The sequence below is a fragment of the Acetobacter persici genome, from assembly GCF_018256955.1.
Lineage (GTDB): Bacteria > Pseudomonadota > Alphaproteobacteria > Acetobacterales > Acetobacteraceae > Acetobacter > Acetobacter persici.
The window spans coordinates 14,863-29,020 of the sequence record NZ_JAERKU010000002.1 but is presented as its reverse complement, the minus strand read 5'-3'; the positions used below and the strand labels follow the sequence as shown (position 1 = coordinate 29,020).

11 protein-coding genes are annotated in these 14,158 nt (G+C 60.1%); 5 read left to right on the top strand and 6 right to left on the bottom strand.

Translation table 11 applies throughout. The features are described 5' to 3' along the window. Window positions 1–8 precede the first annotated feature (8 nt). Together zigA and JK199_RS02330 are read left to right on the top strand one after the other, a co-directional pair. Window positions 9–1,238 (top strand): zinc metallochaperone GTPase ZigA, encoded by a 1,230-nt coding sequence (zigA, locus tag JK199_RS02335; protein WP_212373656.1) that lies wholly within the window; start codon window positions 9–11, stop codon window positions 1,236–1,238. After that, the gene (locus JK199_RS02330) at window positions 1,231–1,578 is read left to right on the top strand and encodes a DUF6525 family protein (RefSeq protein WP_025829214.1); all 348 of its coding nucleotides are present in this window, start codon (window positions 1,231–1,233) and stop codon (window positions 1,576–1,578) included. Before zigA ends, JK199_RS02330 begins: the two co-directional genes overlap by 8 nt. On the opposite strand, the gene JK199_RS02325 is transcribed toward JK199_RS02330, so the two are convergent. From JK199_RS02325 to JK199_RS02315, 3 genes are all read right to left on the bottom strand, one after another. Beyond that, window positions 1,563–2,702: an acetoin dehydrogenase dihydrolipoyllysine-residue acetyltransferase subunit gene (locus JK199_RS02325; RefSeq protein ID WP_212373649.1), complete on the bottom strand. Its 1,140-nt coding sequence runs from the start codon at window positions 2,700–2,702 to the stop codon at window positions 1,563–1,565. The two genes, JK199_RS02330 and JK199_RS02325, sit on opposite strands and share 16 nt — an antisense overlap. Before the next feature lie 3 nt (window positions 2,703–2,705). Beyond that, entirely contained in the window at window positions 2,706–3,734 is a 1,029-nt protein-coding gene (locus tag JK199_RS02320; protein ID WP_086655093.1) for an alpha-ketoacid dehydrogenase subunit beta, read from the bottom strand. A gap of 63 nt (window positions 3,735–3,797) precedes the next feature. Beyond that, window positions 3,798–4,763: a thiamine pyrophosphate-dependent dehydrogenase E1 component subunit alpha gene (locus JK199_RS02315; protein WP_086655092.1), complete on the bottom strand. Its 966-nt coding sequence runs from the start codon at window positions 4,761–4,763 to the stop codon at window positions 3,798–3,800. Between the two features lie 242 nt (window positions 4,764–5,005). Here JK199_RS02315 and JK199_RS02310 point away from each other — a divergent pair, with 242 nt between their 5' ends. Then, entirely contained in the window at window positions 5,006–6,235 is a 1,230-nt protein-coding gene (locus JK199_RS02310) for a putative DNA modification/repair radical SAM protein (protein WP_212374051.1), read from the top strand. Window positions 6,236–6,252: 17 nt separating this feature from the next. Continuing rightward, a complete protein-coding gene (locus JK199_RS02305) occupies window positions 6,253–7,122 on the top strand; it encodes a TIGR03915 family putative DNA repair protein (RefSeq protein ID WP_212373647.1) in 870 nt (289 codons plus the stop codon). Here JK199_RS02305 and JK199_RS02300 read toward each other — a convergent pair. Beyond that, on the bottom strand, window positions 7,084–8,472 hold the full coding sequence (locus tag JK199_RS02300; RefSeq protein ID WP_212373645.1) for an L-serine ammonia-lyase: 1,389 nt from the start codon (window positions 8,470–8,472) through the stop codon (window positions 7,084–7,086). The two genes, JK199_RS02305 and JK199_RS02300, sit on opposite strands and share 39 nt — an antisense overlap. A 248-nt stretch (window positions 8,473–8,720) precedes the next feature. Here JK199_RS02300 and JK199_RS02295 point away from each other — a divergent pair, with 248 nt between their 5' ends. Then, window positions 8,721–10,109 (top strand): DUF2142 domain-containing protein, encoded by a 1,389-nt coding sequence (locus JK199_RS02295; protein ID WP_212373637.1) that lies wholly within the window; start codon window positions 8,721–8,723, stop codon window positions 10,107–10,109. 45 nt (window positions 10,110–10,154) lie between these two features. On the opposite strand, the gene proP is transcribed toward JK199_RS02295, so the two are convergent. Beyond that, window positions 10,155–11,609 carry a glycine betaine/L-proline transporter ProP gene (gene proP / locus JK199_RS02290; protein ID WP_212355581.1) on the bottom strand — a complete coding sequence of 485 codons (1,455 nt, stop codon included), beginning with the start codon at window positions 11,607–11,609 and terminating at the stop codon, window positions 10,155–10,157. A 137-nt stretch (window positions 11,610–11,746) separates the two neighbouring features. After that, the gene (locus JK199_RS02285) at window positions 11,747–14,134 is read right to left on the bottom strand and encodes a TonB-dependent receptor (protein ID WP_408742323.1); all 2,388 of its coding nucleotides are present in this window, start codon (window positions 14,132–14,134) and stop codon (window positions 11,747–11,749) included. Between the last annotated feature and the right edge of the window lie 24 nt (window positions 14,135–14,158).

The window sequence follows — 14,158 nt, the reverse complement described above, 5'->3', positions numbered from 1 at the left end:
GACGCATCATGACCACCCTGCTGCCTGTTACCGTCCTCTCCGGCTTTCTGGGGGCCGGGAAAACCACACTCCTCAACCATATTCTCAACAATCGTGAAGGCCGCCGCGTCGCGGTGATTGTGAATGATATGAGTGACGTGAATATTGACGCCGATCTGGTGCGGGGAGGATCAGACCTCTCCCGCACGGATGAAAAACTGGTGGAAATGAGCAACGGCTGCATCTGCTGCACCCTGCGCGATGACCTGCTGACAGAAGTGCGACGGCTGGCGGATGAAGGCCGGTTTGATTATCTGCTGATTGAATCGACCGGGATTGCGGAACCTCTGCCCGTAGCGGCCACCTTCTCCTTCCGGGATGAAGAAGGCCAGAGCCTGCTGGATATCGCGCGGCTGGATACCATGGTGACGGTGGTGGATGCCGTAAACCTGCTCAGGGATTACGCCTCCACCGATTTCCTGAAAGACCGGGGAGAAACCGCTGGCGAGGACGATGACCGCGCTCTGGTGGACCTGCTGGTGGAGCAGATTGAGTTTGCCGATGTCGTTGTTCTGAACAAGGCATCCACCGCCACACCGGAACAGCGTGACGCCGCGAAACAGATTATCCGCGCGCTCAACCCCGATGCGGATCTGATTGAAACCGATATGGGCAAGGTGCCGCTGGACCGTGTTCTGAACACGCACCGTTTTGACCACGCCAAAGCAGAACAGCACCCGCTGTGGTATAAAGAACTTTACGGGGCCGCCGAGCATGTGCCCGAAACTGAAGAATACGGCATCCATACCTTTGTCTACCGTGCCCGCCGCCCGTTTATTCCTGAAAAATTCAAGGCTTTTATTGATGCCTCATGGCCCGGTGTGGTGCGCGCCAAAGGGCATTTCTGGCTTGCCACCCGGCCGGAATGGGTGGGGGAACTTGGGCAGGCGGGCGCACTGGTCCGCACACAGGCGATGGGCCTGTGGTGGTGCGTGATCCCTCCCGAGCACTGGCCGGAAGATGAAGACTGGAAAGACATGCTGGTGAACAGGTGGGACCCTGTTTACGGAGACCGCAGGCAGGAAATTGTTTTTATTGGCACAGTGGATATGGACGAAGCAGCCCTCCGCGCCGCGCTGGACGCCTGCCTTGCCCCGCAGGACAAGGAACGCTTCCGGCCGGAAGCCTATGCTGGCCTCACTGACCCCTTCCCCGTCTGGCGGCATCGCCAGCAAGAGGAGGAAGAAGCCTATGCCTGAGGCTGATTTCTCCAATGAACGCACCCTGCGCGACGCGATGTGGCGGCGCTACACCGGGGATGACTGGCAGGCGTTTGACCAACTCCCGCCACTGGTCCGGCAGCGGGTGGCGGAGCATGCGTATGATGCATGGTCCGTCAACGTGCTGATGCTGTGGAAGCATTACAAACGCACCTACGGCAACACGCTGCGCGGCCAGCGCGCGTTAATCCGCTATCTGGATTATTGTGAACGGCTGGAGCGGGAAGCCTTCGCCTCCCACTATTCAGACCAGTACGGCACCATGCTCCCGCATGATGCCGCCCATGTCAGTATTTTAAGAGGTCACGCCGCAACCTGAGACTTTTCTAAAAACGCCTCAACCAGACGGTTCAGCTCCGCCGTTTTTTCAAGCTGCGGCATATGCCCAACCTGTGGCAGCAGGTGCTTTACAACAAAGTCAGGCGTATTTTTTGCGCCGGTTACGGGCAGGATTTCATCCTCTTCGCCCCAGAAGAGCGTGACCGGAATACGGGCCGCATCCAGCACCGGCCGCAGATCAAACGACTGCTGACCATTGCCAAAACAGGCGGCCTCAATCGCCCGCAGGGCGTCACGCGCGCCGTCCAGACGCCGGACCTTCAGCACGTTATCTGCCATTTTCCGGCCCACGAGGGATTTATCATACACAAGAGCCTGCAAGGCATTTTGCATATCCCGCGTGCGGTCGGCCTCCACCATATCGTGCAGACCCTGCGCATTCACCTCGCGGCCCAGTCCGGCAGGGGCGATCAGCGTCAGAGACGCAACCGTATCCGGGTAATCCCGCAGCAGCGCCAGCGCAATTGCCCCACCCAGTGAATGACCCATGATATGCGCACGCGGGACATTCAGCGCCTTCAGCAATTCAGAGACCGCTTCAGCCAGAATGGTAACGGACCCATCCCCCACATCCTTGGACGATGCGCCGTGCCCCGGCAGGTCAAACGTAATAACCCGATGATGCCGGGCCAGAACATCCTGATTCAGCATCCAGTTGGTCAGATCACCGCCAAAACCGTGGATCAGCAGGAGCGGCACACCGTCACGCCGCCCGGCATCCCGCACGTTCAGGGTATACTCCCCCGCCGTGACCAGACGCGGTTCCGCACTTGCAGCGCCCGCATCCTCGCTGCCCTCTTCTTCCGTATCGGCTTTGAAGCTGGCAATGAACGCCTCAATCTCGGCGTCTGACGCCTCGGCATCCGCCACAACACCCAGCAGCGCACCAACAGGCAGGGTTTCCCCCGCCTGCGCCACCTGCCTGCGCAGGACACCGGAGGCCGGACTTTCATACCCGCTGGTGATCTTGCTGGTTTCAATATCCGCCACTTCATCCCCTTCCCGCACCGTATCACCGACGGAAACGGTCCAGGAGGCGAGCTTACCCTCGGTCATGGCCAGACCGAATTTGGGCATGGTCAGGGCTGTCAGTGCATGTGTCATTGTTCAGGCAACCTCTGGCGTTTTCTGCATCATGATGGATTTGACCGCAGCCTCGATCTTGTCCGCGTTCGGCATGTAAAGTTTTTCCAGCGGGGTGGAAAACGGCACGGGCGTATGCGGCGGCACAACGCGGCGGATCGGGGCCTTGAGCGCCCCGAACGCCTGCTCGGCCACTAGGGCGGAAATATCACACGCCATGTTACAGCGCGGGCTGGATTCATCAACAATCACAAGGCGGCCCGTATCTTCCACACATTCCAGAATGGTCTGCTCATCCAGCGGGAAGGTGGTGCGCGGGTCCAGCACGGTACAGGAAATACCCTGTTTTGCCAGCCGGTCCGCAGCCTCGTTCGCCATGCCCACCATGCGGCCAATGGCCACAATGGTCACATCATTCCCCTCGCGCGTCAGGTTCGCTTCCCCAAACGGGATGGTGTAGGCCTCATCCGGAACCTCTTCCTCATCGTCATACATGACTTTGTTTTCAAGGAAGATTACAGGATCATCATCACGAATGGCCTCGATCAGCAGCCCCTTCGCCTCGTACGGGGAAGACGGCACAACCACCTTCAGCCCCGGAATATGCGTAAAGAGCGGATAAAGCGCCTGACTATGCTGGGCCGCCGCATTGAAGCCTGCGCCATACATCGCGCGGATCACCAGTGGGGTGCGGGCTTTGCCCCCAAACATATAGCGGAATTTTGCGGCCTGATTCATGATCTGATCAAGACAGCAGCCAACAAAATCCACAAACATCAGTTCCGCCACCGGGCGCAGACCCGTGGCCGCCGCACCGGCCGCGGCCCCAATGTAGGAGGCTTCAGAAATCGGGGTGTCCAGCACACGGCTTTCCCCAAATTCGGTCAGCAGGCCCTTGGTCACACCAAGCACCCCGCCCCATGCGTCCTTCACGCCGGAAGAACCACCCTGCCCACCGGCAACGTCCTCCCCCATCAGCACAACAGTGGGGTCGCGGCGCATTTCCTGACGCAGCGCTTCATTAATCGCCTGACGAAAGCTTTTCTTGCTCATAGGTCTCTTCCCTTCCGGGCTGGTTGCTCACACGGCAGTGCGTGTGGCGTCATCTGAAATGCGTCAGATCTTGACGTAGACATCGGCCATGAGGTCCGCCTCTTCCGGCCAGGGAGCCTGCTTGGCGGCCTGAACGGCGCTTTCCACCTCATCCGCCACGGCGGCGTCAATCTCATCCAGCGCGCTCAGCTCAAGCAGTTTGTCCTGCTCAACGCGTTTGCGGAAACTCTCAAGGCAGTCACGGTTTTTCTTGGCATCGGCCACTTCGTTCGAGGCACGATAGCTCATGGAATCGCCTTCAAAATGCCCGTACCAGCGTTCCAGATGCACATGGAGCATCACCGGCCCCTTGCCGGAGCGGGCATGGTCAATGGCATCGCGCGCGGCATCATGCACCGCAAAGAAGTCCGAGCCATTACATTCCATATACGGCATGCCAAACCCGGCAGCGCGGTCCTTCTGGTTGCCCGCACAGGCGTAGGACGCGCCGGTGGCCTCGCCATAGCCGTTATCTTCAACCACAAACACCGCAGGCAGTTGCCAGACCGTCGCCAGATTGAGGCTTTCCAGCGTCGTACCTTCATTCGAGGCGCCATCCCCGTAAAAGGCGACGGCCACGCCGTTATCTTTTAAAACCTTGTGGGAAAGGGCCGCCCCGCAGATCAGCGGCGGGCCACCGCCCACAATGCCATTGGCCCCCAGCATGCCCTTGGAAAGATCGGCAATATGCATGGAGCCGCCCTTCCCCCGGCACACGCCGGATTTGCGGCCATAAATTTCGGCCATCATGCCGCCCACATCAACACCTTTGGCAATACAGTGCCCGTGGCCGCGATGGGTGCTGGCAATGGTATCCTGCTCCGTCAGGTTTGCGCACACTCCCACGGCGGAGGCTTCCTCGCCGCAATAGAGATGCACAAAACCCGGTATTTCTCCGGTAGCAAATTCACGATGCAGGCGTTCTTCAAACACCCGGATGGTGCGCATGGCGCGGTAGGACCGAAGCAGGGTCTCTGTGGAAATCTGCATGGACCAGATCCTTTATTTTTTCTTGGTTGTCACTGACCGAGGAAAGTCTGTTCCCAACGCCTCCATACCCCCACCGTTGCGGACATGCTTCTCAAAATCATTCATCGCACGAATATGTGAATTTCTGTTTCAGGTTAAAACAGGAGCCGTTTCCGCAGCTTTCCGCCGCGCAGGCGGGGAAAGTCCGGCAGAACAGGAGAGATCTCTTGCAATGCGCCAGACAAGAACATATCATGAACATCATGAAGCAAAGCTTGTCCGACCGTCTGGCGCTGCTCTCCGATGCCGCCAAATATGATGCGTCCTGCTCCTCCAGCGGCGCGGGCAAGCGCGACTCCGCCGCCAGCAAAGGGCTCGGGTCTGTCAGCAACGGTATCTGCCATGCCTTTACCCCGGATGGCCGCTGTATTTCCCTGCTGAAAATCCTGCTGACCAATTTCTGTATTTATGACTGCGCGTACTGCATCAACCGTTCGTCCTCCAACGTGCCACGCGCGCGCTTTACACCGGATGAAGTGATCTGGCTGACGCTGGAGTTCTATCGCCGGAACTATATCGAGGGCCTGTTCCTCTCCTCCGGCATCATCCGCTCATCCGATGACACCATGAGCCAGATGGTGCGCGTCGCGCGGGAGTTGCGGCAGACGCACAAATTCCGGGGCTATATCCACCTCAAGACCATTCCCAACGCCTCCCCCGCCCTTCTGGCGGAAGCCGGGCTGTATGCGGACAGGCTTTCCATCAATGTGGAAATGCCGACGGAACGCGGACTGGCGGACTACGCCCCGCAAAAACATGCCTCGGAAATCCGCCAGTCCATGGGGGAGATGCGCACGCATATTGATGCCGCGAAAGACCGCACCCTCACCGGCCGGAAAGCCCCGCGTTTTGCCCCCGGCGGCCAGAGCACACAGATGATTGTGGGGGCTGATCAGGCCACCGACCGCGATATCCTGTCCAGCAGTTCCTCACTTTACACAGGCTATAAGCTGCGGCGCGTCTATTACTCCGCCTTCAGCCCCATTCCGGATGCCTCCGCCATTCTGCCCATCCGGCCGCCACCGCTGCTGCGGGAACACCGGCTGTATCAGGCGGACTGGCTTTTCCGTTTCTATGGCTTTCAGTTTTCTGAAATTACCGCCGCCCGCACGGATGGTATGCTGGACCTTGAACTGGACCCCAAACTGGCATGGGCTCTGGCAAACCGCGCTTTGTTCCCCATAGACCTCAACCGCGCCCCCAAGGAAATGCTGCTGCGGGTGCCGGGGCTTGGGGTGCGCTCCGTGCAGGCCATTGTTGCCGCACGCCGCCACAGGCACCTGCGGCTGGAAGACCTTGCAAAGCTGAAAGTCTCCATCCGCAAGATCAAACCGTTTCTCTACACCACCGGCTGGTCCCCCGGCAGGCTGGCGGACCAGCAGAATCTCCGCCAGCTTTTTGTGCCGCAACCCCAGCAACTTGCCCTTTTCTGAACACGTGGTTTCTGCTCATGGCCTACGGTTTTATTCTGGATGATCACACATCCTTTTCCGCATGGCGGCCTCTGGCCCGCCAGTGCTTTCTGGCAGACCGCGCGCCGGAAGAAATTGAATGGCGCTGCGCCTCGGCCGAAACAACGCTGTTTGATACGCCTTTAGTCGCCCCCACCCCAAAAGCGGGCGCACAGCCTCCGGTTTTGCGGAGCAACTGCCTCGCCCTGCTGCGCTCCATTCTGCGCCATGCGGACCAGACACGCTTTGCTCTGGCCTATCGCATCCTCTGGCGCGCGCAGACAGAACCGGCTCTGGCCAGCATCGCGACAGACCCGGACATTGCCCGCGCCCTGTACATGCACAAACAGGTGCGGGAAGATACGCATAAAATGACCGCCTATGTCCGCTTCCGTGAACATGGCGCGGCACAGGCAGGCCGCCGCTCCTTTTATGCGTGGTTTGAACCGGACCATTACGTTCTGCCCAGTGTGGCACCGTTTTTTTCAAAACGCTTTGTGGATATGGACTGGGTGATCCTCACGCCCAAAGGCTCGCTGGCCTGGAATGGGGAGACCTGCGCCTTCAGCCCCACGTCCTGCGCCAAACCCAGACTGTCGGATGATATCGACCAGCTCTGGCAGACTTATTACGTTTCCACCTTCAACCCGGCGCGCATCAAGACCAAAGCCATGCTGTCTGAAATGCCGCGTAAATACTGGAAAAACCTTCCAGAAACCCGGCTTATTCCGCAAATGCTGGCCAACGCCCCGGCCCGCGTTGCGGCTATGGCCGCACAGCAACCGCGCCCGGCCCCGGCCTTCCACCACCGCCTGCAGGAGCGCCGGGCCTCAGCATTCCGGGAAGTTCATCGCAAGCCCTCCGAGTGAGGTTTCCTTGTAACGGTGGTTCATATCCCGCCCGGTCTCGGCCATGGTCTGCACCACCTGATCAAGCGAGACGCGATGTTCTCCATCCCCGCACAGTGCGAGAGACGCCGCGTTAATCGCCTTGATGGCCCCAAACGCATTGCGCTCAATGCACGGGATCTGCACCAGCCCGCCCACCGGGTCACACGTCATGCCCAGATGGTGTTCCATGGCAATTTCCGCTGCATTTTCCACCTGCGCGGGCGTGGCCCCCAGCACTGCAGCCAGCCCCGCCGCCGCCATGGAGGACGCAACCCCGACCTCACCCTGACACCCGACTTCCGCACCGGAAATAGAGGCATTCAGCTTGAACAGGCTGCCCATGGCGGAGGCTGTCAGCAGGAAATCCCGCATCCCCTCCACCGTGGCCCCCGGGCAGTAATCCCGATAATAGCGCAGCACCGCAGGCACCACCCCCGCCGCACCGTTGGTCGGGGCGGTAACAACGCGCCCTCCGGCAGCATTTTCCTCATTCACAGCAATGGCAAACAGGCTCACCCAGTCCATAATTTCATGCGGCAGGTTGCTATTGCGCCGGTCCTTATCCTTCAGCCGTTCATATAACGCATGCGCCCGCCGCTGCACCCGCAGCTTGCCGGGCAGGATACCAGCCTGCGCCACGCCGCGTTCAATGCAGTGCATCATGACAGAAGCAATATGGTCCAGATGCGCCACAACCTCGGCCGCGGGGCGCAGGGCGCTTTCATTCTCCAGCACAATCTGCGCAATGCTCAGGCCGGTTTTTTGCGTGAGCGCCAGCAGGTCCGCACCAGAACGAACATCATGCGGCACATCCGGCAGCGCGTAGGAACTGCTGTCCGCAGCCTCTTCTGACACAATAAACCCGCCCCCTACGGAGCAGAAGCGCGCGGTGCGCAGCAGAATGCCGGTCTGGTCAAACGCCTCAAACTGGAGCGTATTGGGGTGTTTGGGGGGCTGGGTTTCCTTATCCAGAACAATATCCGTCTCTGGCGCAAACCGCACCGGCGGCAGGCCGCTCCGCGCCGGAAGGCAGCCCTCCGCCCGCACACGCGCAACCATGGCGTCCGTCTGGTCCGGCCTGACGGTTTCCGGATGTTCCCCGCACAGGCCGAGAATAACCGCCTTATCCGTTGCGTGGCCGCTGGCCGTCCATGCCAGAGAGCCATAAAGCGTGACGCGGATGTGCGCGACCGGGGATGCCCCGCCTGGCTGGCCCGCATCCTGCTCCGCACAGGCCTCCATAAATCTGAGCGCTGCCCGCATTGGCCCCACTGTATGGGAAGAAGACGGCCCGATACCAACTTTGAAAATATCAAAAAGACTGATCATACCGCGCGTTGCTCTTCCTCATGCCAGACGCCGCCTGTGCCGCGTCCTGCTACCATACGCAAGCGGCTGCTTTTTTACACCTCCGCGTGAAGAGCCCCGTTGATTTTCCGGGACGGGCTCAGAGCACATGTTTCATACTATTCTGATTTTGTTATTTTTCTTATTGTAGCCCCTCTTATTTTCATCATTCCGGAAAATATGCCCATGCTGCCTCTGCGTTCCTTCTCCCATTGCCCGGTTCTTCAGGCGTGAGGCAGCTTCTGGTCTCTCTCCTGCGCGCCCCTTTCAGCGCGGCAAGACTGTATCTGTTTTTCGCCAGCCTGATGGTCGTGATCAGCGTGTTCTTCACGCCCGAAGGCATGACGCCCGATGAAGGACCGCATTTTTTCCGCGCCATACAGGTCTCGCAAGGCGAGCTGACGGGGATGCGGAAAGGGAACCAGAGCGGCGGGATGATCCCCAGTTCCGTGCTGCCCGCCCTGATCTCCACCGTCGATCTGATCGGCCACCCGGAACGGCATTTTTCCATCACGTCGTTTGATCAGGCGTCCCACATCCCGTGGAGCCAGACCTACGACTTTATCGATTTCAGTAATGTCGCCATTTATGCGCCGGGGGGCTATCTGCCGGAAGCTCTCGCCATCCGCATCTCCCGCCTCACCGGCCTGTCCGTGCTCCAGACGTTTTATGTCGCCCGGCTGACAAACGGATTTGTCACCATCCTGCTCTGCACGGCTGCCATTGCCCTCAGCCGCCGTGGAACAGCATGGCTACTTGTGCTTGCCAGCCTGCCCATGACACTCAATCTGGCGGGCTCCTGCTCACATGATGGTATTCTGATCGGCCTGGCCGCTCTGGCCGCCGCCATTCTGACGCGCCATACCGCCGCATCGCGCTGGAGCACAGGCAGCTGGCTTGGTATCAGTGCGCTGTTCGCCCTGCTTGCCATGGCCAAGCCGCCCCTGCTGCTTGCGGCCCTTCTGCCCGCGGCGTTTGCCCGCCGCAATGCCCTGCGCCCGCTCCTGCCGTTTACCCTCAGTCTGCTGGCAACGGCGGTGTGGTCTATATGCGGGATTGCCCCCTTCAAGGTGCAGTTTCTGGCCCAGACAGGGGTGTCCGATAGCGGGCAGATCCGCTGGATGCTGCTCCACCCCCTCAAAACACTCGCCGTCACCTTCCATACGCTGGCGCTCTATGCACCGGCTTTTGCCTGCCAGATGATCGGCCGTCTGGGCTGGCTGGATACCCCGCTCAGCAAACAGTTTTATGTGCTGACCGCGCTTGTTCTGGTGCTGGCGTTTCTCTCTGGCGCCCTCTGGAAAGGGGCCGCCCCTGCCCGCCAGGAGAGGCGCAGTGTGCTGGCAACACTGGCCATTGTGGCCGCCAGCAGTCTGGGCATCATGCTCTCGCTGTATGTGATCTGGTCACCCGTGGGGAGTGACGTCATTTCCGGTATTCAGGGGCGGTATTTTCTGCCGCTGCTCCCCTTCTGTGCGCTCCTGCTGCCCGCCATGCCGCAGGCGGGCAGGCTGGCGCCCGGCCTTGCGCGCCACCAGATTTCCGTGGCTCTGCTGGCTGTATTTCTCAGCATTGATGCCGTCACGCTCGGCCACGCCCTTCTCGCCCGGTTCTGGTAGTACCCGTTCCGGGAAAGCCAGTTCCGGAAAAACAAATCCCGTGCCTCAGGGCACAGGGGGCGGTACCGGGTCCACTGTCAGGCGTTGTTTGCTGTTGAGCAGACGCTCTGCTTCATCCTCACTCGCCACCGCAGGCGGGGACCCACGCAGCGGCAGGCGGGCCGTCTCACGCACCGTCAGCATGGTAAGCGCGCCTATCAGCGCCGCCGCCATCAGATACCATGCGGGCATATCCAGCATGTTGGTCTTTTTCACCAGCCAGGCCGTAATCAGCGGTGTCGTGCCCCCAAACAGGGAGACCGAGACGTTGAACGCAACGGACAGCGCCGTATAGCGCACCGGCGTATAAAACAGCGCAGGCAGGGTGGAGGGCATGGAACTGGTAAAACAGACCAGCGCCAGACCCAGCAGCATCAGACCCCCGAAAATCCCGAAATCATTCCCGCTGCGGATAAGATGCAGGCTGGGAATAGCCAGTAAAAACAGAGCCACACACGCGCTGATCACCATCGGGCGGCGGCCCAGCCTGTCACTGAAATACCCGCCCAGAATATTCAGCGGCATCATCAGCACCATGACCAGAATAATCAGCAGCAGACCCTTGCTCTCCGGGTAATTCAGCGTGACCGTCATGTAGCTGGGGATGTAGGTCAGCAGCATATAGTCCGTCACGTTAAAGACCAGCACCAGCCCGATACATTTCAGCAATTGCCGCCAGTGCACCGTCAGCAGGGCACGCCAGCCCGGCTTATCCTGCTCACGCTTTTCAGCCTGTTCCGCATAGGCCTGAAAAGCCGGTGTTTCCTCCAGTCTGGTCCGCATATACAGGCCAATCAGCCCCAGCGGCCCGGCCACCAGAAACGGAATACGCCAGCCCCAGCCCAGCATGGCGGCATCACTCAGCAGAAACTGGAGCGCGATCACCGCACCAGCCCCGGCAATGTAACCCGCCAGTGTGCCGAATTCGAGCCAGCTCCCCATCAGCCCGCGGTTCCGGTCTGTTGAGTATTCGGCAATAAAGGTCGCCGCACCGCCATATTCCCCGCCGGTGGAAAACCCCTGCACCAGACGCGCCAGAAGCAGCAGAATGGGGGACCAGACGCCAATTTGTCCGTAAGAGGGAATAAGCCCGATGCAGAACGTGCCCAGCGCCATCATGATCATGGTAATGGCCAGCAGCTTCTGCCGCCCATATCGGTCCCCCAGCGGGCCAAACACCGCGCCGCCAACAGGGCGCACCAGAAAGGCCACGGTAAATGTCGCAAAGGTGGAAATAAGCTGCACCGCCGGATCGGCTGATGGGAAAAACACTTTCCCCAGCGTGACGGCAATATAACCGTACACACCAAAATCAAACCATTCCATGGCGTTGCCCAGAGCCGCAGCGCCTACGGCCCGCCTGAGCATATCGGTATCGACAACCGTAATATCGTCAGGTGTCAGATTTTTGCGGCGTTTGAACCAGCCGAAATGCGCGTGAGAGTCGTGCTGATCGCTCATGAAAAACAAACCTCTCCGCCTGTTTTCAGGTCTTTTTTACGAGGGGATTTTGGAGTGTGTCCGTCACTATCGTCCTGTGTCATGGCTGCATAAATACACAGCCATGCCCGGAATGTCGAAAAAACAGGACGAGAGCGTTAATAAGCGCAGGAAATCCGGCCGCCAATAAAGCGTGGCTCTCCGGGGATATAAAAATAGGTTGTTGTGGCCTGCCCGCCGCTTTCCGCAAACCGGCGGTTCAGGATATTGCGCGCATACACCGTCGCCTCCCACCGCCCGGAGGCGGAGCGGAAGGACACATGCGCCCCCAGCAGGAAATAGGGCGGCAGGCGATAAAAGCCGGTGCCGCCGGGCGTTATGGCCTGACTGCCGCGATACTGCCAGTCCGGCCCGAATTCCAGCGTATAGGCCCGCGCCAGCGGCTGCCGCCATTCGGCTGACCCATTGAGCGTCAGCTTGGGCTGGCCATTATCCACGCCGCCAAAATTATCGTTAATGGCTTTCCACACGCCATGCTGCGCATAATAGGCGTTGGTTTTAGCGCGGTTCACGGTCGGGAAATCCTGAAAATTCCCACGCTGCCAGCCAAGATTTTGCGTCAGATGCAGATGGCTGAACGGGTGCGCCTCAATCGTGCCCTCAAACCCCCAGCTTTCAGATTTCGGGGCATTGGTAATCTCGCTCAGCGGCCCGTAATTGGGGATCAGCACCGTGCCCAGAATCTGCTGGTTGTGAAAATCATTGTAAAACGCTGCACCGTTAATACGCAGCCGGTCCGGAATGAGGTCGGCTTTAAATCCGGCCTCATATGTCAGCACCGTTTCCGGTTTGAAGGGGTCAAGCTGCGCCTGAATCTGGGTATTGTTGGCGGTAAACCCACCGGGTTTGAACCCCTTGCTCATTTTATAATAAACGAGCGCATGCCGGAGCATCTGCCAGGACACGCCTACCTGCCCGGCAAACTGGTCGGACGTCGTGCTCTCACCATGAAAGTTCTGCGTCGCCCCGCCAAAAATCTGAGACCGCAGGCCGGTAATCGAGCGTTCATCCCGCTCATGCAGCAGGCCGCCCCAGATCATCACACCATGCGGCAGCCGGTAGCTCAGATGCCCGAATTCCGAGAGACTTTCCTGATTCAGGCCAAACGTGGTGGACATCATATAGCCACGCGCGGGCCTGTAGTCCGTGTAGTCAAAAAAGAACCGCTGATCCATGCGCGTGCGCTGATAATGCGCGCCCACCACCCATTGCAGCTTATCCTGCGTATTGGAGGAATGGAGCCGCAGTTCCTGCGTAAAGGTGTTGGCGTCAATCGTGCGGTACGTATCCGCCTGAGAGAGCGCCGTGCCGTCCTGATCGGTGTATTCACCCTGCCGTTCCGTCTCAAACGCGCTGATGGCGCTTAGCGTCAGCGGGCCGAAATCATGGTCGATATGCAGATCGGCACCCCAGAACTGATTATGTTCACTGGGTTTGATTCCGGCTTTACGGCCAATCAGTTTTGCAAATTGCGGGCGGGAGGACCATTCCGCCTGCTGCCATGAGGCCATGTCCGGCAGCGCGTGCGTGCCAATCAGCCGGTGCACCGGCACGGCGGTGACCACCTCACTATTATCCTGCGTAAAATGGCCACCCAGAAGAATGGTGGTGTGTGCGTCCGGCTTCCAGCGCAGTTTGCCGCGCAGCGCCCAGAGGTCCGCATCGCCCAGATGGTCGCCGTTCAGCGGGTTGGTCTGCCAGCCGCCGCCATGCTGGGTCTGCCCGGCCAGACGGAAGCTCAGCCCCCGCGCCAGCGGGCCGGAGACATAGGCCTCGCTCCGGCTGCGGGCGTAGGAGGCAATGTCCTGCGTGGCGCCAAAATGCCATGTGTCCGTCGGGTCATTGGTGTGCAGATGCACTTCCCCGCCCGTGTCCGACTGCCCGTGTTCCGTGCCCACCGGGCCGGGGGTGACGCTTGCTCCTGCGAGGTCAAACATCATCCCGCTGGTCATGGACGAATACGGGAAGGCGACATCATCCACATAGGTCAGCACCGGGGCCATGTTGTTCTGCGTGAAGTCATTAAACCCCACCCCGCGCAGATAGAAATTGGTGGAGGCCGTGCCGTTAATGCTCTGAATGGTCAGGTTTGGGGCAACACGCTCCAGCCCGCGCAGCGTCACCACGCCACGTTCGGTCAGCCGTTCCGCCGTAATGCGCGTTGTGGCGTCCGGGATGTGCTGTGCTTCCTGATACGCAAAATCATGCCGACGCGCACTGACATCCACAGCCGTTGTCTGCCGCGCCACCACCGGGCTAGGTTTGGCCCGTGCGGACCGCCGGGCGGCCGGACCAGACACACCCTGCCCTGCCCGACCCCGCACGCCGCTGTGCGCCGGGTTATGTCCGCCGCCCTGCGTCCGCCCGGACTGCCCAGAAGCGGCGGCCGGGGCGGCCACAACAGGGGTCACGCCCGGCACCGCGCCGGAAACGTCCTGCGGCTCAGCCTGTGCCGCAGCACACCAGACAGGCACCATTCCCACCATGCTCAGCGCCGTGCCGAGCCTGCT